This window comes from Actinophytocola sp., assembly GCF_035762905.1.
Lineage (GTDB): Bacteria > Actinomycetota > Actinomycetes > Mycobacteriales > Pseudonocardiaceae > DASYTH01.
Window position 1 is genome coordinate 35,760 of the sequence record NZ_DASUCC010000045.1, and the last position, 21,832, is coordinate 57,591.

Annotated in this window: 1 protein-coding gene and 1 pseudogene; both read left to right on the forward strand. The window is 72.4% G+C overall.

The genetic code is table 11. The annotated features are described in order from the left end of the window. Positions 1-102 precede the first annotated feature (102 nt). Positions 103-7,584 (forward strand): annotated as a pseudogene (locus VFV67_RS09050) (amino acid adenylation domain-containing protein); the annotation flags it as partial. A 98-nt stretch (positions 7,585-7,682) separates the two neighbouring features. Beyond that, a partial coding sequence (locus VFV67_RS09055; RefSeq protein WP_414636210.1) for an amino acid adenylation domain-containing protein occupies positions 7,683-21,832 on the forward strand: 14,150 nt, incomplete at its 3' end.

Genomic DNA, 21,832 nt, shown 5'->3' on the forward strand with positions numbered 1-21,832 from the left:
CCCGTCTCGGCGAGCCCGCTGACGGATGTTCCGAAAGGTATTCAGCTCATGATTCACGACGGCCTTCGGCTGCCCGAGGCCGGCCCCGACGTGCCGGTGATGACGTTTCCGGAGCTGTTCGCCCAGGCGGCCCGGCGCTTTCCGGACGAACCGGCGGTGCTGTCCGACGAGCGCACCCTGACGTTCCGCGAACTGGACGCCGAGGCGAACCGGCTGGCGCACTGGCTGATCGAGCGGGGCGCCGCGCCCGAGCGGATCGTCGCGCTGGTTCTGCCCAGGTCGGTGCGCATCGTGGTGGCCCAGCTGGCCGCCATGAAGGCCGGCGCGGCCTACCTGCCGATCGACCCGGCCTACCCGGCCGACCGGATCGCCTTCATGATCTCCGATGCCGCCCCGCTGCTGCTGATCACCGCGGACGACTGCCCGGACCTGCGGGAATACCCGTCCACCGCGCCGGATGTGGCGATCGCGCCGGACAACGCGGCCTACGTGATCTACACCTCGGGCTCGACCGGCCGCCCGAAGGGGGTCGTCGTCCCACATCGTGGATTGGCCAACTTCTCGGCCGCCGAGATCGAGCGGTTCGCCGTGACGCCCGGGGACCGGATCCTGCAGTTCTCCTCGCCCAGTTTCGACGCCTCGGTGCTCGAGCTGTGCATGTCCCTGCCGGCCGGCGCCGGGCTGGTCGTCCCGCCGCCAGGCCCGCTGGTCGGGGAGGCGCTGGCCACGGTGCTGGCCACCCGCCGGATCACGCACGCCCTGATCCCGCCAGTCGCGCTCGGCACCGTGCCGCCGGTGGAGCTGCCGGACTTCGGCTGCCTGATCGTCGGCGGCGAGGCCAGTTCGGCCGAGCTGGTGCGGCGCTGGGCACCCGGCCGCCGCATGATCAACGCCTACGGGCCGACCGAGAACACCGTGGTGTCCACCTGGAGCCGGCCGTTGCTGCCCGGCGGCACCCCGCCGATCGGCGGCCCGCTGCCGAACATCACCGCGCACGTGCTGGACGAGGAGTTGGCGGCGGTGCCCGACGGCACCGCGGGCGAGCTCTACGTCGGTGGGATCGGTCTGGCCCGGGGTTACCTGGACCGTCCCGGCCTGACCGCGGAACGGTTTCCGGCCAACCCGTTCGGCCCGCCGGGCAGCCGGATGTACCGGACCGGGGACGTGGTGCGCCGCCGGCCCGACGGCGACCTGGAGTTCGTCGGCCGCGCCGACCACCAGGTCAAGATCCGCGGGTTCCGGATCGAGCCCGGCGAGATCGAGGCCGTGCTGTGCCGGCACGCCGGGGTCCGGGAGGCCGTCGTCATCGCCAGAACCGAGACCTCCGGGCACAAGCGGCTGGTGGCCTACCTGGTCGCCGAGGGCACCGCGCCGGACGGCGCCGAGCTGCGCGAGCACGTGGCCGGCACGCTGCCCGACTTCATGGTGCCATCTGCGTTCGTCGTACTCGACCGGTTCCCGTTGAGCCCCAACGGAAAGCTGGACCGGGACGCGCTGCCGGCGCCGGCGGCCGAGGTCGCCGAGCCGGACCGGCACACCCCGCCGCGCGACGAGCGGGAGCGGGTGCTGGCCGGGATCTGGGCCGAGGTGCTCGGCGTGCCGGTGGTCGGCGTGCACGACGACTTCTTCGCCATGGGCGGCGACTCGATCATGGCGGTCCGCGCACTGGCCCGGATCCGGGCCGCGTTCGCCACCGAGCTGTCCATCCGGGCGCTGTTCGACGCGCCGACCGTGGCCGGGCTTGCCGGGCACCTGCCGGACCGGGCGGTCGGATCCGAAACGGTGATCGCCCGGGCGCCCCGCACCGGCCCGCTGCCGCTGTCCGCCGCCCAGCACCGGCTGTGGCTGCTGGACGACGGGATCGCGCACAACACCGGCGTGGCGCTGCGCCTGTCCGGTCCGCTTGACGTGGCCGCGCTGCGCGAAGCCGCGGCCGCCCTCGGCGGCCGGCACGAGGCGCTGCGCACCACGATCGGCACCGCGGACGGCCAGGGCGTGCAGGTGGTGGCCCCGGACGGCGGGCTGCCGCTGCGCGTGGTCGAGGTGACCCCCGAGACGCTGGACGCGGAGCTGCACCGGGAGCTGACCCGGCCGTTCGACCTGGCCGAGGGCCCGCTGGCCCGGCTGCTGCTGGCCCGGGTGGCCGACGACGACCACGTGCTGCTGCTCTGCCAGCACCACATCATCACCGACGGTGCCTCGGTCGCGCTGCTGTTCGACGAGCTGGCCGCGTGCTACACCGGCGCCACGCTGCCCGAGCTGCCCATCCAGTACGCCGACTTCGCGGTGTGGCAACGAAACCAGGAGGTTCCGGCGGACCGGCTGGAGTACTGGCGGCGCCGGCTGGCCGGTATCGAGGTGCTCGACCTGCCCACCGACCGCCCCCGCCCGCCGGTGCGCAGCACCGCCGGAGCCGTGCTGCGCCACCGGATGCCGGCCGAACAGATCCGCCGGCTCGGCATGGTGGGTCAGGCGCACGGCGCCACCCTGTTCATGACCCTGGCCGCCGCGGTCACCGTGGTGCTGGCCGGGCGCAGCGGCCGGCGCGACATCGCGCTCGGCACGGTCAGCTCCGGCCGGGACCTCGCCGAGCTGGAGAACCTGGCCGGGTTCTTCGTCAACACGCTGGTCCTACGCTCCCATGTGGACGGTGCCCGGCCGTTCGCCGACTTCCTCGGCGAGGTCAGGGAGACCGTGCTCGAGGCGTTCGCCAACGAGGTGCCGTTCGACCGGCTGGTGGACGACCTGCGGCCGGCCCGCGACCCCAGCCGCACCCCGTTGGTGCAGGCGGTGGTCGCGGTGCACCAGCCGATCCTGCGCCGGGACCGGATCGGTTCGCTGCGGGTCGGCGAGCACGACCTGCCCCGGCCGGCCGCCCGGTTCGACCTGGTGGTGGAGTTCTGGCCCAAGGACGACACCTTCGACCTCACCCTCGAGTACAACACCGACCTGTTCGACGCCGGCACGATCGAGCTGATCGCCGGGGAGATCGAGCACCTGCTCGCCGCGGTCGTCGCCGACCCGGACCAGCCCCTGGCCGGTTTCCTCGGTGCCGAACGGGAAACCGCGCCGGCCGGCCCGGCACCGGCCGGGCGGCCCCGGCACGTGCCGCCGCGCACCCCGGCCGAGGTGGCGCTGGCCGAGGTGTTCGCCGACGTGCTCGGCGCCGGCCGGGTCGGCGTGCGGGACAACTTCTTCGAACTTGGCGGCGACTCGATCCTGGCCATCCAGGTGGTCAACCGGGCGCGCACCGCCGGCATCACCCTGACCTCGCGGGACATCTTCACCCACCAGACCATCGCCGAGCTGGCCCGGCACGCCGGCAGCGCGAGCGCGGTGACCGCCGAGCAGGGACCGGTCACCGGGCCGGTGCCGCTCACTCCGATCCAGCGCTGGTTCTTCGCCAGCAACCCGGACACCCCCGAGCGGTTCCACCAGTCGCTGGTCACCGAGTTCGCCGAGGACATCGACCCGGACGCGCTGCGGGCGGCGTTGACCGCGCTGGCCGAGCACCACGACGCGCTGCGGATGCGCTACTCCGAGGACTCCGGGCAGTGGCGGCAGGAGGTCGCGCCGGTCGGCGAGCACACCCAGCTGACCGCGCACCGGGTCGACCCGCGCACCGTGTCCCTTGTCGCACACCACCTCGTGGTGGACGGCGTGTCCTGGCGGATCCTGGCCGAGGATCTGCACACCGCCTACCGGCAGATCCGCGCCGGGCAGACCGTCCAGCTCGGACAGAAGACGACCTCGTTCCAGGACTGGGCGAACCGGCTGGTCGGGCACGCGGAGTCGGGCGGGTTCGCCGACGAGCTGGACCACTGGACGGCCGTGACCGGAGCCGACATCCCGACCGACCGCGACGGGGCGAACACCGTGGCCTCGATGCGTGCGGTGCGGGTGCGGCTGGACGAGGCGGACACCCGGGCGCTGCTGCGCGACGTGCCCGGCGTGTACCGGACGCAGATCAACGACGTGCTCCTGGCCGCGCTTGGTCGGGTTCTCCACAAATGGGCGGGTGCGGACCGCGTGCTGATCGACCTCGAGGGCCATGGCCGCGAGGAGTTGTTCGACGGCGTGGATCTGTCCCGCACGATCGGTTGGTTCACCACCATCTACCCCGTCGCGCCGGACACCTCCGGTGGCGACTGGGGTGAACGCCTGCGGTCGGTCAAGGAACAACTCCGTGCCGTGCCGCGGCGTGGCATCGGCTACGGCGCGCTGCGTTACCTCGCAGGCGCGCCGGGCCTCTGCCACCAACCCCGGGTCAGCTTCAACTACCTCGGGCAGTTCGACGGCTCCGGCCGCGACCTCGACCTGGACGCCGATCCCGGCGCGCCGCGAGCCCACCTGCTCGACGTGGTCGGCAAGGTGGAGGAGGGCCGGCTCGAACTCACCTGGTACTACTCGGCGAACGTGCACACCGAGGCCACGGTCACCACCCTGGCCGGGGACCTCGCGGTGGCGCTGCGCGAGATCGTCGAGCACTGCGCGCAGGCGGCAGGCGGCAGCACCGGTCCCGACGTCGAGGACGTCTACCCGCTCACGCCGATGCAGGCCGGCATGGTCTTCCACGGTCTGTCCCAGGGCGATCAGGGCGTGTACTTCCAGCAGGTCAGCTTCCTGCTGGACGGCGTCGCCGACCCGGCCGCGCTGGCCGCGTCCTGGCAACGGGTCCTGGACCGGACCCCGGTGCTGCGCAGTTCCGTTGTCTGGCAAGGGGTTCCCGAGCCGCTGCAGGTGGTCCACCGGCATGCCCGGCTGCCGGTGCTGCACCTGGACTGGACCGGGCTCGGCGCCGGGGAACTGGCCGAGCGGCTCGACGCGCTGCTCGAGCGGGACCGGGCGGTGGGCCTCGACCTCGGCACGGCCCCGCTGATGCGGCTGGCCATCGTCCGGCTCTCGGCCACCGAGGTGCGGGTGGTGTGGAGCTTCCACCATGTCCTGCTGGACGGGTGGAGCGTCTTCCACGTGCTCTCCGACGTGCTCACCGACCACGCCGGCGGGACACCGCCGGCCCGGCGCCCGTTCGCCGACTACGTGCACTGGCTGCGCGAGCAGGACGAGCGGCTCGCCGACGACCACTGGCGGGCGGTGCTCGGCGACCTGTCCGGGCCGACCCCGCTGCCGTTCGACCGCCCGCCGGCCGACGCGCACCACGCGGTGTCGTCCGAGCGGCACGGCATCGAGCTGTCCACTGTGGACTCCGAGCGGTTCTACGAGTTCGCCCGGCGCAACCGGCTCACCCCGAGCGCGCTGGTCCAGGGCGCGTGGGCGCTGCTGCTGTCCCGGTACAGCGGGGCGAGCGAGGTGTGCTTCGGCGCCACGGTGTCCGGCCGGCCGGCCGAGCTGCCCGGTGTGGAGGGGATACCCGGCATCTTCATCAACACCGTGCCGGTCCGGGTCCGGGTGACCGGCACCGAGCCGGTCGCCGACTGGCTGCGCGCGCTGCAGGCAGCGCAGGCCGAGTCCCGCCGGTTCGAGCACGTCGGGTTGCCCCGGCTGCGCGCGTTGAGCGGGGTTCCGGCCGGCGCCAACCTGTTCGACAGCATCCTGGTGTTCGAGAACTACCCGGTGGACGGCCTCGAGCTGCGCGACCTGTCCGCGGTGGAGACCACGAACTTCCCGCTGAGCGCCACGGTTTACCCGCACGAGCGGCTGACCGTGGCGCTCGGCTACGACCCGGGGCTGTTCGACGCGACCACCGCGCGGCGGCTCGGCGAGCACCTGCGGGTGCTGCTGGCCGAGCTGGTCGCCGACCCCGACCGGCCGCTGTGCCGGCTGCCGATGATCACGCCGGCCGAGCGGAACCGGGTGGTGCGCGACTGGAACAACACCACCGGACCGGTCGCCGTCACGACCATCCCGGCGTTGCTCTGGGCCCAGGCCCGGCGCACGCCGGACGCGGTGGCGCTGCGCGCGGACGGCACCTCGCTGACCTACGCGGAGCTGCACGCCCGGGCCAACCGGTTGGCGCACAAGCTGATCGCCGCCGGGGTCGGGCCGGAGCGGTTCGTCGGGGTGGCCCTGCCGCGCACGGCCGAGCTGGTGATCGCGCTGATCGCCGTGCTCAAGGCCGGCGGCGCCTACCTGCCGATCGACCCCGACCTGCCGGCCGAGCGGGTGAAGTTCATGCTCGCCGACAGCGATCCGGTGCTGGTGCTGGACGATCCGGCGGCGGTGCGGGACCTGGCCGGCTTCCCGGACAGTGAGCCGGACGTGGCGCTGTCCCCGCACAACCCGGCCTACCTGATGTACACCTCCGGCTCGACCGGCCGGCCCAAGGGCGTCGTGGTGCCGCACATCGGCGTGGTCAACCGGTTGCTGTGGGGGTGCAGCGAGCACGGGCTGGGCGCGGGGGACCGGCTGCTGCAGAAGACCCCGATGAGCTTCGACGTGTCGGTCCCGGAGTTCTTCGGCACCCTGATCTCCGGCGCCACGCTGGTGCTGGCCGCGCCCGGCGGGCACCGCGATCCCGGTTACCTTGCCGACCTGATCCAGCGTGAGGCGATCACGTCGGTCCACTTCGTACCGTCGATGCTGCGCGCGTTCCTGGCCCACCCGGACGCCGGCCGGTGCACCGGGCTGCGCCGGGTGCTGTGCAGTGGCGAGGCGCTGCCGCCGGACCTGGCCGAGCAGCTGCACGCCACGCTGGACGTGGGGCTGCACAACCTCTACGGGCCGACCGAGGCCTCGGTCGAGGTCAGCGCCTGGTGGTGCCCGCCGGGAGCGGCGAGCGTCCCGATCGGCCGTCCGGTCTGGAACACCGCGCTGTACGTGCTCGACGCCGACCTGCAACCGGTCCCGCCCGGGGTGCCCGGCGAGCTGTACCTGGCCGGCGTGCAACTGGCTCGCGGTTACCACCGCCGCCCAGGGCTCACCGCCGACCGGTTCGTCGCCGACCCGTTCGGCCGGCCCGGCGCCCGGATGTACCGCACCGGAGACCGGGTCCGGTGGACCGATGACGGCACGGTGGAGTACCTGGGCCGCACCGACTACCAGGTCAAGATCCGCGGGTTCCGGGTGGAGCTGGGCGAGATCGAGGCGGTGCTGGGCCGGCAGCCCGGCGTCCGGGAGGCGGCCGTGGTGGAGCGGGACGGGCATCTGGTCGCCTACGCCGCACCGGCCGGGGTCGACATCGCCGCCCTGCGCGCCGGCATCGCGGCCGAGCTGCCCGAGTACATGGTGCCGTCGATGATCATCCCGATGGACCGGCTTCCGCTGAACTCCAGCGGAAAGCTCGACCGCAAGGCGCTGCCGGCCCCGGACTGGGGCAGCACCGCGGGCGCCGGCTTCGTCGAGCCGCGCACCGAGACCGAGCAGGCCGTCGCCCGGATCTGGGCCGACGTGCTCGGCGTGCAACGGGTGGGCGCCGAGGACAACTTCTTCGAGCTCGGCGGCGACTCGATCGTCAGCATGCACATCACCTCGAAGCTCACCTCCTCGTTCGGGATTCCGCTGTCCCCGCGCGACGTACTGACCGCGCGGACCGTCTCGTCACTGGCCGACCTCGTCGAAGACCTGATCCTTCGCGAGCTGGAGCAGTTGGCGCTCGCCGATCGCGGCGCCGACCACGAAGGGTAGGAACGAAACAGATGTCCTCGAAGCAGAGCCGTATTTCCGCGCTGCCGGAGCACCTGCGGGCCAAGCTGACCGAGCGGCTGGCCGGCCGGGCGGAGCCGGTGGAGGCGGTCGAGACCATCCCGGTCGCGCCGCGCACCGGCCCGCTGCCGATGTCCTCGGCGCAGCGGCGGCTGTGGTTCCTCAACCAGTTCGAGTCCGGCGGCGAGGAGAAGACCGACTACAACAGCGGTATCGCGGTGCGCCTGTCCGGTCCGCTCGACCAGGCCGCACTGGTGCGCGCGGTGCGCGAATTGCCGCGCCGGCACGAGGCGCTGCGCACCACGTTCGACGAGCGGGACGGCCGGCCGGTGCAGATCGTGCACCCGCCTGCGGAGCTGCCGGTGCCGGTGGTCGACTGCCCGGCCAGCGGGCTGGACCGGTTGCTGCGCCTGGAAACCTCCCGGGCGTTCGACCTGCGCACCGGCCCGCTGTTCCGGGCGCTGCTGATCCGGGTCCGCCCCGACGAACACGTGCTGCTGCTCGCCTCGCACCACATCGTGATCGACGGATGGTCGTTCGGCGTGTTGGCCGACGAGCTGGCCGCGCTCTACGCCGGGGGCGAGCCGTCGGCCCCGGCCGTGCAGTACGCGGACTACGCGGTGTGGCAACGGGACCGGCTGGCCAGCCCGGCCGTCGCCGAGCAGACCGAGTACTGGCGGCGCCAGCTCGCCGGGATCACCCCGCTTGAGCTGCCCACCGACCGGCCGCGTCCGCCGGTGCGCACCGCGACCGGCGCCACCCACGATCTGATCGTCCCGGCCGGGCTGACCGCCCGCATCCGGGAGCTGGCAAGGGCCACCGAGTCCACGCTGTTCGCCACCCTGATGGCGGCCTGCCAGGTGCTGTTCGCCCGGTACAGCGGGCAGCGGGACGTGGCGATCGGCACGGTGACCACCGGTCGCGGCCGGGCCGAGCTGGACCGGGTGGTCGGGTTCTTCGTCAACACCGTGGTCGTTCGATCCACTGTGGACACCGAGCTGCCGTTCACCGAGTTGCTCGGCGCCGCCCGGGCGGACGTGCTGGACGCGTTCAGCCGGGACGAGGTTCCGTTCGAGGCCATGGTCGACCTGGCCGGCGTGGAGCGGGACGCCAGCCGCAACCCGCTGTTCGACGTGATGGTGCTGCTGCAGAACGCCCAGCGTGAGCTGCCCGAGTTCGCCGGACTGGCGGCCGAGGAGGTGTCGATCTCCCGGGCCAAGTCCACATTCGATCTGTCCGTCGAGTTCCGGGAGCGGGACGACGAGATCGACTGCGCGCTGGAGTACGACACCGATCTGTTCGACCCGGCCACCATCGCCCGGCTCGGCGAGCACCTGCTGGTGCTGCTGGACGGCATCGCCGCCGCTCCCACGCTGCCGATCAGCCGGCTGCCGCTGGTCACCGAGGACGAGCTTCGCCTGGTCACCGAGACGTGGAACGACACCGGGTTGGAGGTCGCCCCGACCAGCGTGCCCGAGCTGTTCGCGGCGCGGGCCGCCGGCCGGCCGGATGCCACCGCGCTGGTCTTCCAGGATCAGCGCTACACCTTCGCCGAGCTGAACACCCGGGCGAACCGGTTGGCGCACCACCTGATCGAGAACGGTGCGGGCCCGGACCGGTTGGTGGCGCTGATGTTGCCGCGCACCGCCGACATGGTCATCGCGATCATGGCGGTGTGGAAGGCAGGCGCGGCCTACCTGCCGCTGGACCCGGGCCTGCCGGCCGACCGGGTCGGCCTGCTCCTGCGCGACGCCGCGCCGGTGCTGCTGCTCGACGCGCTGCCCAACACCGACCACCGGCCGGACACCGAACCGGAGGTCAGCATCCTTCCGGAGAGCGCCGCATACGTGATCTACACCTCCGGCTCGACCGGGGTGCCGAAGGGCGTCCTGGTCGAACACCGCAACCTGGTGAACCTGTTATGCAGCCACCGCAACGGATTTGCCGCCGGGCACCGGCTGCGCGCGGCGCTGACCGCGGTGTTCTCGTTCGACACCTCGCTCGAGGGCATCGTGCTGATGGCCGACGGGCACGAGCTGCACCTGATCGACGAGGCCACCCGGCTGGACCCGGACGCGCTGGTGGACTACGTGGCCACCAACCGGATCGACTTCCTGGACCTGCCGCCGTCCTACCTGCCGGCGCTGCTGTCCGCCGGGCTGGTGGACAACGACCGGCACCGTCCGCGGATGATGATGCTCGGCGGGGAGGCGCTGCCCGAGCCGCTGTGGCGACGGCTGGCCGCGGCGCCGGACACCACCGTGTACAACTTCTACGGTCCCACCGAGTGCACCGTGGACGCGGTGTCCTGCCGGGTCACCGGCGAGCGCCCGGTGATCGGCCGGCCGCTGCACAACCTGCAGGCCTACGTGCTGGACGCGAACCTGCGCACGGTGCCGGTCGGCGTGCCCGGCGAGCTGTACCTGGCCGGTGTGCAGGTGGCCCGCGGTTACCTCAACCGGCCCGGCCTGACCGCGCAAAGGTTTGTGGCCAACCCGTTCGGCACATCGACGCTCGACCCCGCAAGCGGGTCTTCGGCTGGATCGCGGATGTACGCCACCGGCGACCGGGCCCGCTGGCTGCCGGGCGGCCAGGTGGAGTACCTGGGCCGCACCGACCACCAGATCAAGATCCGCGGCTACCGGATCGAGCCGGGCGAGATCGAGACGGTGCTGCTGCGGCATCCCGGAATCACCGAGGCGACCGTGATCGCGCGCACCGACGAGGGTCGCCCGCGGCTGGTCGCCTATCTGGTCGGCGACTCGGCCGGCGACACCGTTCCGCATGCCGAACTCCGTTCCTGGCTCAAGCAGAGCCTGCCGGACTACCTGGTGCCCTCGGCGTTCGTCGACCTGGCCGAGATTCCGTTGACCCCGGCCGGAAAGGTGGACCGGTCCAGGCTGCCGGTCCCCGCCGCCGAGGTCGCCGCCGACCACGTCGCGCCGCGCCCGGGCCCGGAGACGGAGCTCGCCACCATCTGGGCGGAGGTCCTCGGCACCGAGCGGATCGGCTCGACGGACAACTTCTTCGCGCTCGGCGGCGACTCGATCCTGAGCATGCAGGTGGTGTCCCGGGCCCGGCAGGCCGGGCTGCGGCTCAGCTCCCGGGACATCTTCACCCACCAGACCATCGCCGAACTGGCGTTACTGGTCACGACGGCCGACGCGCCGGCCACCGCGACGGAGCCGGTGCCGGCCGGACCGGCACCGCTGACCCCGATCCAGCACTGGTTCTTCGCCACCCACGGCGCGCTGCCCCAGTTCAGCATGTCGCTGTTCGTGGAACTGGCCCCGGACGTGGACGCCGACGCGCTGCGCCGCGCCGTGCACGCGGTGGTGGACCACCATCCGGCGCTGCGCACCCGGTTCACCGAGCGGGACGGGACCTGGTGGCAGGAGCCGGCGGAACGGGAGACCGCCGGGGTGTTCCGCATCGCGTCCGATGTGGACTACGAACGGCACGCGCTGGCCGCGCAGCGCTGCCTGGACATCGGCGACGGCCCGATGCTGCGCGCGATCCTGTTTCCCGGCGAGGCCCCTCGGCTGTTCCTGACCGCGCACCACCTGGTGATCGACGGCGTGTCCTGGCGGATCCTGCTCGAGGACCTGGAGCAGGCCTACCGTGGCGAGACCCTCGACCCGGTCGGCACGCCGTTCACCACCTGGGCGCACCGGCTCGGCGGGCACGTCGCGGCCGGTCACCTGGACGCGGATCTCGCCTACTGGCAGGCACTTCCGGCGGTCGACGACATCCCGGTGGACCACGAGGGCGCGAACACCGCGGACTCCACCCGCTCGGTCACCGTGCGGCTGGACCCGGCCGACACCGACGCGCTGCTGCACGCCGTTCCGGACGCCTACCGCACGCAGATCAACGACGTGCTGCTGAGCGCGCTCGGCTCGGTGCTGGCCCGGTGGACCGGCCGCCCCGAGGTCACCGTGGCGATGGAGGGCCATGGCCGCGAGGAGATCATCGACGGGGTGGACCTGTCCCGCACGATCGGCTGGTTCACCAGCCAGTACCCGGTGGCGCTGCGCATGCCGAGGGACGGCTGGGGCGCGGTGCTCAAGTCGGTCAAGGAACAGCTGCGCGCGGTGCCGGGTCGCGGGCTGAGCTACGAGGCGCTGCGCTACCTGAACCCGGACAGCGGGCTTTCCGGACCGCTGCCCCAGGTGTGCTTCAACTACCACGGGCAGTGGGACGGCACCCACTCGGCCACCGGCCTGGTACGCCGGCGGCTCGACCCGATCGGTGCCGACCTCGCGCCCGGCGAGCCGCGCACCTGCCTGCTGGACATCTCCGGCCTGGTCGAGTTCGGCGAGCTGGCGCTGACCTGGCAGTACTCCGCCAACGTGCACGACGAGGCGACCGTGCGCCGGCTGGCCGAGGAGGTCATGACCGCGCTGCGCGAGATCGTCGCGCACTGCCGGCAGCCCGGAGCCGGCGGGCGCACCCCGTCCGACTTCCCGCTGGCCCGACTCACCCAGTCCCAAGTGGACGATCTGGCCGGCGCGGGCGCCGACGTCGAGGACATCTACCCGCTCACCCCGTTGCAGGCCGGGATGCTGTTCCACAGCTTGGTCGACGCCGGCACCGGTGCCTACGTCGACCAGCTCACCCTGGTGCTGGACGGGGTGTCCGACCCGCGGGCGCTCGGCGAGGCCTGGCGCCGGGTGGTCGAGCGCACCCCGATCCTGCGCACCCGGATCGTCTGGGAGGGCGTCGACGATCCGGTTCAGGTGGTGCACCGCAACGCCACGCTGCCGGTGAGCTACGAGGACGTGGTCGTCGGGCAGTGGATCGACCTGTCCAGCGCGCCGCCGATGCGGATGAACATCCGCACGGTCAGTGCCGACCGGGTCGAACTGACCTGGACCTCGCACCACATCCTGCTGGACGGGTGGAGCACCGGGCAGGTGTTCACCGAGGTGTGCGAGGAGTACGCGGCGATCACTCAGGACCGCCCGCGCCCGGCCGAGCGCCGCCGGCCGTTCCGTGACTACCTGCGCTGGCTGTCCGAACAGGACGGTGCGGCGGCCGCGGAGTACTGGCGGAGCACGCTGGCCGGCTTCGAGGAGCCCACCCCACTGCCGTACGACCGGCAACCGCTCGAGGCGCACCGCGCCGAGTCGAACCACTCGGTGCGCACCGAGCTGCCGGCGGAGGACTCGGCCCGGCTGCGCCAGGCCGCCCAGCGCACCGGGCTGACCATCAGCACCGTGGTGCAGGGTGCCTGGGGATTGCTGCTGTCCCGGTACTGCGGCGAATCCGACGTGGTGTTCGGCACCACGGTCTCCGGCCGGCCGCCGGAGCTGGCCGGGGTCGAGTCCATGGTCGGCATGTTCATCAACACGGTGCCGACCCGGGTGCGCGTCGAGCCGGACCGGACCACCGGAGACTGGCTGCGCGCGCTGCAGGCCGCGCAGAGTGAGTCCCGCCGGCACGACTTCGTGTCCCTGGCGGAGATCCAGACCGGCAGCGACGTCCCGGCCGGCACGCCGCTGTTCGACAGCGTGGTGGTGTTCGAGAACTACCCGTTCGACGACGCCGCGGCCACCGGCGTCCGGGTGGCCCAGGTGCGCGCGGTGGACACCACCAACCTGCCGCTCACCCTGACCGCGCACGCGGACAGCCGGATCCACCTCGAACTGGCCTACGACCCGCGGCTGTTCGACGCGCCCACCGCGCAGATCATGGCCGAGCGGCTGATCCTGCTGCTCGGTACCATCGCGTCCGGTGTGGACGGTCCGGTCGGCGCGCTGCCGCTGATGACGGACGAGGAGTCGCACCGGGTCCTGGTCGAGTGGAACGGGACCGAGCTCGCCACCCCGGGTCGGCTGTTCCACACCGAGTTCGAGCGCCAGGCCGCCCGCACGCCGGCCACCACCGCGCTGGTCTGCGGGGACACGCGGCTGACCTTCGCCGAGTGCAACGCCATGGCGAACCGGCTCGCGCACCACCTGATCGCGCACGAAGCCGGCCCGGAGCGGACGGTTGCCGTCGCCCTGCCCCGCTCGGCCGAGTCGATCGTGGCGTTGCTGGCCGTGCTCAAGGCCGGCGCCGGCTACCTGCCGATCGACCCGACGCTGCCGGCCGACCGGATCGCGTTCATGCGCGCCGACGCCGACCCGGTACTCGTGCTCGACGAGATCCCGGAGCTGGCCGACTATCCGGACACCGACCCGGGTGCGCCGGTGGCGAACGACAACGTCGCCTACCTGATCTACACCTCGGGTTCGACCGGGCGGCCGAAGGGCGTCGTGATCAGCCACGGCGCGCTGGCCAACCTGTTCTACGAGCACCGCGCCCACCTGATCGAGCCGCACGCCGCCACCGGCCGGCTGCGGTTCGCGCTCACCGCGACGTTCTCGTTCGACACGTCCTGGGAGGGCCCGCTGTTCCTGGCCGCCGGGCACGAGCTGCACGTCATCGACGAGGAGCTGCGGCTGGACCCGCCGGCGCTGCTGAACTACGTGGCCGAGCACGGCATCGACGTGCTCGACCTGACGCCCACCTATGCGCAGCAACTGGTTCCGCTCGGTCTGCTGACCGCGGGCGTCCGGGTGCTGCTGCTCGGCGGCGAGGGGACCGGCGAGTCGCTGTGGCGCGAGGTCAGCGCGGCGCCCGGAATCACCAGTTACAACTACTACGGTCCGACCGAGGTCACGGTCGACGCGGTGTGGTGCAAGCTGCACGACTCGGTCCGGCCGGCGATCGGCCGGCTGTGCGGCAATGTCCGCGGCTATGTCCTGGACCGTGAGCTGCGCCCGGTTCCGGTCGGCGTGCCCGGCGAGCTGTACCTGGCCGGTGTCCAGCTGGCCCGCGGCTACCTGGACCGTCCCGGCCTGACCGCGCAACGGTTCCTGCCGGACCCGTTCGGGGAGCCCGGAACCCGGATGTACGCCACCGGAGACCGGGTGCGCTGGACCGCCGACGGACTGCTCGACTACCTCGGCCGCACCGACGAGCAGGTCAAGATCCGCGGGTTCCGGATCGAGCCCGGCGAGGTGGCGGCGATTCTGCTGACCCAGCCCGGAATCCGGGAGGCCGCGGTGGTGGCCAGGGAGGATCAGCCGGGCCGCCGGCAGCTGGTCGCCTACCTGGTCGGCGATCCGGCTCCGGACCTGCGCGAGACGCTGTCCCGGACGCTGCCGGACTACCTGGTGCCGGCGGCGTTCGTGACCATGGACGGGCTGCCGGTCACGCCGAGCGGCAAGCTGGACCGGCGGGCACTGCCGGCGCCGGACTTCACCGGCGAGGACTACGTCGAGCCGCGCGACGCCACCGAGCGGACCGTGGCCGGGGTCTGGGCCGACGTACTCGGCGTGGACCGGGTCGGCGCGCACGACAACTTCTTCGTGCTTGGCGGGGATTCCATCCTCAGCATCAAGGTGGTCTCCCGGCTGCGGGCCGCGTTCGGCGTGCAGGTCTCCCCGCGCGCGCTGTTCCAGCATCCGACCGTGGCCGGCCTGGCCGAGGCGGTGGCGGGGGAGTCCCGCACCACGGCGATTCCCCGGGCCCCGCACGACCGGGTCGCGCCGCAGTCGTTCGCCCAGCAGCGGCTGTGGTTCCTCGACCAGTTCGAGCCCGGTGGCACCGACTACATCACGCCGACCGCGCTGCGGCTGCGTGGCCCGTTGGACGTCGACGCGCTCAACCGGGCGCTGACCGCGCTCGTGGCCAGGCACGAGTCGCTGCGCACCACGTTCGACGAGGTTGACGGGCGCGGCGTGCAGATCGTGCACGAGCCCTACGAGGTGCGCCTTCCGGTGGTGCAGGGCGATGTCGAGAAGATCCTGCTTGCCGAGACCAACACGCCGTTCGACCTGCGACACGGCCCGCTGCTGCGCACGGTGCTGATCGAGTCCGGGCCGGACGAGCACGTGCTGGTGATCACGCTGCACCACATCGTCACCGACGGCTGGTCCACCAGCGTGCTCACCGACGACCTTGGCGCGCTCTACGCGGGCGCCACCGACCTGCCCGAGCTGCCGGTGTGCTACGTCGACTTCGCGGTGTGGCAACGGGAACAACCGCTCGGCGAGCAGCTGGACTACTGGTCGGGGCGGCTGGACGGGCTGACCCCGCTGGACCTGCCGACCGACCGGCCGCGACCGGCGGTGCGCACCGCCGCCGGCGCCATGCACGAGTTCGCCGTGCCGGCCGAGGTGACCGCCCGGCTGATCGAGCTGGGCCGCGGCCGGGACGGCACGCTGTTCATGACCCTGGTGGCCGCCTGCCAGGTGTTGCTCGCCAGGTTCTGCGGGCAGCGCGACGTCGCGGTCGGCACGATCACCTCCGGCCGGGACCGGGCCGAGCTGGAAGGCCTGATCGGGTTCTTCGTCAACACCCTGGTTCTTCGCTCCGATGTGGACGATGCGCTGACCTTCGACGAGTTCCTGACCCAGGTGCGCACCACCGTGCTGGATGCCTTCGCACACCAGGACATTCCGTTCGAACGGGTGGTGGACGCGCTGCAGCCGGAGCGGGACACCAGCCGCAACCCGCTGTTCGACGTGATCGTGCTGCTGCAGAACACGCCGAGCGAGATCCCCGACCTGGCCGGCATCGAGGTCGACGCGGTGCAACTGCCGGTGGTGACCGCGAGCCACGACCTGACCATCGAGTTCGAGCAGTCCGGCGACGTGCTGCGCGGCGCGATGGAGTACAACACCGACCTCTATGACGCCGGCACCATCGAGGGGCTGACCGGACACCTGCTGGTGCTGCTCGAGGCGATCGCCCACGGCGCCCGAGGGCCGATCGCCGAGCTGCCGATGATGACCGCTGCGGAACGCGACCGGATGCTGCTTGACTGGAACGACACCGCGTTCCCGGTGCCGGACCTGACCTATCCGGGGTACTTCGAGGCACAGGTCGAGCGCACGCCGGAGGCCACCGCGCTGGTGTTCTGCGAGGACCGGCTGACCTTCGCCGAGCTGAACGCCCGGGCCAACCGGCTGGCGCACCACCTGATCGAACACGGTGCCGGGCCGGAGCGGCTGGTCGCTCTGATGCTTCCGCGGTCCACCAACATGATCGTGGCCATGCTCGCGGTGTGGAAGGCCGGAGCGGTCTACCTGCCGGTCGACCCGGCGCAGCCCACCGACCGGATCGACCTGATGCTGGCCGACGCCGACCCGGTGCTCGTGCTCGACCACCTGCCGCGGTTGGACGGCTACCCGGAGCACAACCCGACCGTCGACCTCGGCCCGGACAACGCCGCCTACGTCATCTACACCTCGGGTTCCACCGGCACCCCCAAGGGTGTGCTGGTCGAGCACCGGCACCTGGTCAACCTGCTGGTCAACCACGCCAACGACTTCGCCGCCGGGCAGCACCTGCGCGCGGCGCTGACCGCGGCGTTCTCGTTCGACACCTCGCTCGAGGGCCTGGTGCTGCTGGCCGACGGGCACGAGCTGCACCTGATCGACGACACCACCCGGCTGGACCCGGAGACCCTGCTCGAGTACGTGGTGGCCAACCGGATCGACTTCATGGACCTGTCGCCGTCCTACCTGGCGCAGCTGCTGCCGGTCGGACTGCTCACCGACGAGCGGCATCGCCCGCGGGTCATGATGATCGGCGGCGAGGCGCTGTCCTCCGCGCTGTGGAGCCAACTCGCCGCGGCGGAGCACACGCGCAGCTACGACTTCTACGGTCCCACCGAATGCGCGGTGGACGCGGTGTCCTGCCGGATCACCGGGGACCGCGCGGTGATCGGCCGGCCGCTGATCAACCTCCAGGCCTACGTGCTGGACGCGAACCTGCGCCCGGTCCCGGTCGGCGTGCCCGGCCAGCTGTTCGTGGCCGGCGCACAGGTGGCCCGCGGTTACCTCAACCGGCCCGGGCTGACCGCGGAACGGTTCCTGGCCAACCCGTTCGGCGCGCCCGGGACGCGGATGTACGCCACCGGCGACCGGGTCCGCTGGCTGGCCGACGGGCGGCTGGAGTACTTCGGCCGCACCGACGACCAGGTCAAGATCCGCGGCCACCGGGTGGAGCCGGGCGAGGTCGAGGCCGCGCTGCTCCGGCACCCCGAGGTGACCGAGGCGGCGGTGGTGGCCAGGGAGACCGGCCAGGGACACAAGCAACTGGTCGCCTACGTCGTGTCCACGGCCGGGGATCTGGGTCCGTGGCTGCGCAAGATCCTGCCGGACTATCTGGTGCCGTCCGTGTTCGTCGAGCTGGACCGGATTCCGCTGACGTCGAGCGGAAAGACCGACCGGCGCGCGCTGCCCGCCCCGGAACTGCCCGAGCAGGAGGACTTCGTGGCCCCGCGCCCCGGCGCGGAGAGCGAGCTGGCCAGGGTGTGGGCCGAGGTACTCGGCCTGTCCCAGGTCGGCACCACGGACAACTTCTTCGCCCTTGGCGGGGATTCCATCATGAGCATGCAGGTGGTGTCCCGGGCCCGGGCCGCCGGACTTCGGCTGACCGCCAAGGACATCTTCCTGCGGCCGACCGTCGGCGAACTGGCGGTCGGCCTCGCCCCGGCCGCGCCGGTGGAGACCGGCGCCGAAGCACCGGTCACCGGACCCGCGCCGCTGACCCCGATCCAGCACTGGTTCTTCGAGCACGAGGGACCCAACGACCAGTTCCTGATGTCCACGTTCCTCGAGCTCAACGCGGATGTGGACGTCGAGCGGCTGCGCGCGGCCGTGCACGCCGTCGTGGACCACCACCCGGCGCTGCGCACCCGGTTCACCCGGCACCCGGACGGCTGGCGGCAGGAGCCGGCCGACCGGGAGGGCGCCGAGGTCTTCCGGGTCGTCGCCGACGTGTCCACCGAGGCTGCCGTCGAGTCGCATGCCGTTGCCGCGCAACGCAGTCTGGACATCACCCGCGGTCCGGTGCTGCGCGCGGTGCTGTTCGACGGGCCCCGGCCGCGACTGTTCGTCACCGCGCACCACCTGGTGATGGACGCGGTGTCCTGGCGGATCGTGTTGGCGGACCTGGAGCAGGCCTACCGGGGCGAGACCCTGGAGCCGGTGCTCACGCCGTTCACCGCCTGGGCGCACCGGCTCGACGAGCACGTCCGGTCCGGCGGGCTGGACCCGGACCTGCCGTACTGGTCCGCGGTGGCCATGGACGAGCCCACCGGCACCTCGATCGGTTCGGCGCGCAGCGTGGCGGTCCGGATGAGCCGGGCGGACACCGAGGCGCTGCTGCGCGACGTGCCCGAGGTGTACCGGACACAGATCAACGACGTGCTGCTTGCGGCGCTCGGCCGGGTGCTCGGCGACCGGGACGGCCGGGCGCTGATCACCCTGGAGGGCCACGGCCGCGAGGAGATCATCGACGGGGTCGACCTGTCCCGTACGGTCGGCTGGTTCACCAGCCAGTTCCCGGTCGCCCTCGCCGTCCCGGACGGCGACTGGGGCACCGTGCTCAAGTCGGTCAAGGAGCAACTGCGGGCCGTCCCGCAGCGCGGGCTGAGCTACGAGGCACTGCGTTACCTGCGGCCGGAAGCCGGGTTGGCCGGCGCGCTGCCCCGGGTGTGCTTCAACTACTTCGGCCAGTGGGAGACCGGATCGGACGGCGCGGACGGGCTGTTCCGCGACCGGCTCGAGGGCATCGGGCAGGACGTCGCGCCGGACCGGGTCCGACCGCACCTGCTGGACATCAGCGCCGCCGTTGCGGACGGCGAGCTGCGGATGGACTGGGAGTACTCCACCGAGGCGCACGCCGAGGAAACCGTTGCCCGGCTGGCCGAACAGGTGCTGACCGCGCTGCGCGAGATCATCGAGCACTGCGCCCGGCCGGAGTCCGGCGGGCGCACCCCGTCCGACTTCCCGCTGGCCCGGCTCGACCAGTCCCAGGTGGACCTGCTGGCCGGCACCGGCGCGGAGATCGAGGACATCTACCCGCTCACCCCGTTGCAGGCCGGAATGCTGTTCCACGGTCTGGTGGACACCGAGTCCGGCGCCTACTTCAACCAGACCCACCTGCGGCTGACCGGGGTGACCGATCCGCGCGCGCTCGGCACGGCCTGGCAGCGCGTGGTCGACCGCACGCCCATCCTGCGCAGCGGCGTGGTGTGGAGCGGCGTGGACGAGCCGGTGCAGGTGGTGCACCGCGCGGTGACGCTTCCGCTGTCGTACCAGGAGATCACGCCCGAGCTGGTGGCCGAGGACCGGGCAGCCGGCATCGACCTGACCGGCGCGCCGCTGATGCGGATCACCATCGGACCGGTGTCCGGCGACACCGTCGAGCTGCTCTGGACCTCGCACCACATCCTGCTGGACGGCTGGAGCACCGCCCAGGTCTTCGACGAGGTGTGCGAGCAGTACGCCGCGATCACCCGCAACCGCAAGCCACGGCTGGAAAGCCGTCGCCCGTTCCGGGACTACCTGCGCTGGCTGTCCGAACAGGACACCGCGGCGGCCGAGCGGCACTGGCGGGACACGCTCGCCGGGTTCGACACCCCCACCCCGCTGCCCTACGACCGGATGCCGGTGGACGCCCACCGGGCCGAGTCGAGCGAGGTGGTCCTGCTCGACCTGCCGGCCGGCGAGCTGCTGCGGGTGGCAAGGGACAACGGGCTCACCGTCAACACCGTCGTGCAGGGCGCCTGGGCGCTGCTGCTTTCCCGGTACAGCGGCGAGTCCGACGTGGTGTTCGGCACCACCGTGTCCGGCCGGCCGGCCGAGCTGCCCGGGGTCGAGTCGATGGTCGGCATGTTCATCAACACCGTGCCGACCCGGGTCCGGGTGGACGGCGCCGAGCCGGTCGTGCCGTGGCTGCGCCGGCTGCAGGCCGAGCAGACCGAGTCGCGCCGGTTCGACTTCCTGTCGCTGGCCCAACTCCAGGCCTGGAGTGACCTGCCGGCCGGGACGAACCTGTTCGACAGCCTGGTGGCGTTCGAGAACTATCCGATCGGCGACGAGGGCGGCGACGGCCTGCCGGGCGTCGAGGAGATCGGCGGCCTGGACACCAGCAACTTCCCGCTGTGTCTGCGCGCGCACATCGACGACGAGCTGCATCTCGAGTTGGCCTACGACCCGCACCAGTTCGACGCGGCCACCGTGCGCGCCATGGCCGGGCATCTCGGGGTGCTGCTGCTGGCCGGGATCGCCACCGATCCGGACCGCGCGGTCGGCCGGCTGCCGGTGCTGACCGGCGCCGAGCTGCACCGGATGCTCACCGTGTGGAACCGCACCGGGCCCGCGGTCGAGCCCGCGACGTTCGCGGATCTGGTGCAGGCGCAGGTGATCCGCACGCCGGAGGCGCCCGCGGTGTTCTTCGACGGCGGCGAGCTGAGCTATGCCGAGCTGAACGCCTGGGCCAACCGGTTCGCCCGCTGGATGGTGCAGCGCGGGGTCGGCCCGGAGCGGATCGTCGCGGTCGCGCTGCCCCGCTCGGTGGAGATCATCGTGACCGAACTGGCGGTGGCCAAGGCCGGCGGGGCGTTCCTGCCGCTGGACCCGGCCTACCCGGCCGACCGGACCGCGTTCATGGTGCGCGACGCCGAACCCGTGCTGGTGGTCGACTCGATCCCGGACGTGTCCCGGTACCCGGACGGCGACCTGACCGACGCGGACCGGTTGTCCCCGCTGCGGTTGACCAACCCGGCCTACGTGATCTACACGTCCGGCTCGACCGGGCGGCCGAAGGGTGTCGTGGTCACGCACTTCGGGCTGGCCAGCTTCTCCGCGTCGGAGATCCACCACTTCCAGGTGCGGCCGGGGGACCGGGTGCTGGAGTTCTCCTCGCCCAGCTTCGACGCCTCGGTGCTGGAGCTGTGCATGTCGCTGCCGGCTGGTGCCGCGCTCGTGGTGCCGCCGCCCGGGCCGCTGCTCGGCGACCAGCTGGCCGAGGTGATCACCAGCCGCGGCGTGACGCACGCGCTGATCCCGCCGGTGGCCATGGCCACCGTGCCGGCGGTGCCGCTGGAGTCGTTCCGCACGCTGATCGTCGGCGGCGAGGCGTGCTCGGCGGATCTGGTCGGCCGGTGGTCGGCCGGCCGGCGGATGATCAACGCCTACGGCCCGACCGAGTCCACCGTGGTCACCACCTGGAGCGAGCCGCTGGCCGGGGGCACCTCGGCGCCGCCGATCGGCCGGCCGATCTGGAACACCGTGGTGCACGTGCTGGACGCGAACCTGCGCCCGGTGCCGATCGGCGTGGCCGGTGAGCTGTACGTGACCGGGCTGGGCCTGGCCCGCGGCTACCTCAACCGGCCGGGGCTGACCGCGCAGCGGTTCGTGGCCAACCCCTACGGCGAGCCGGG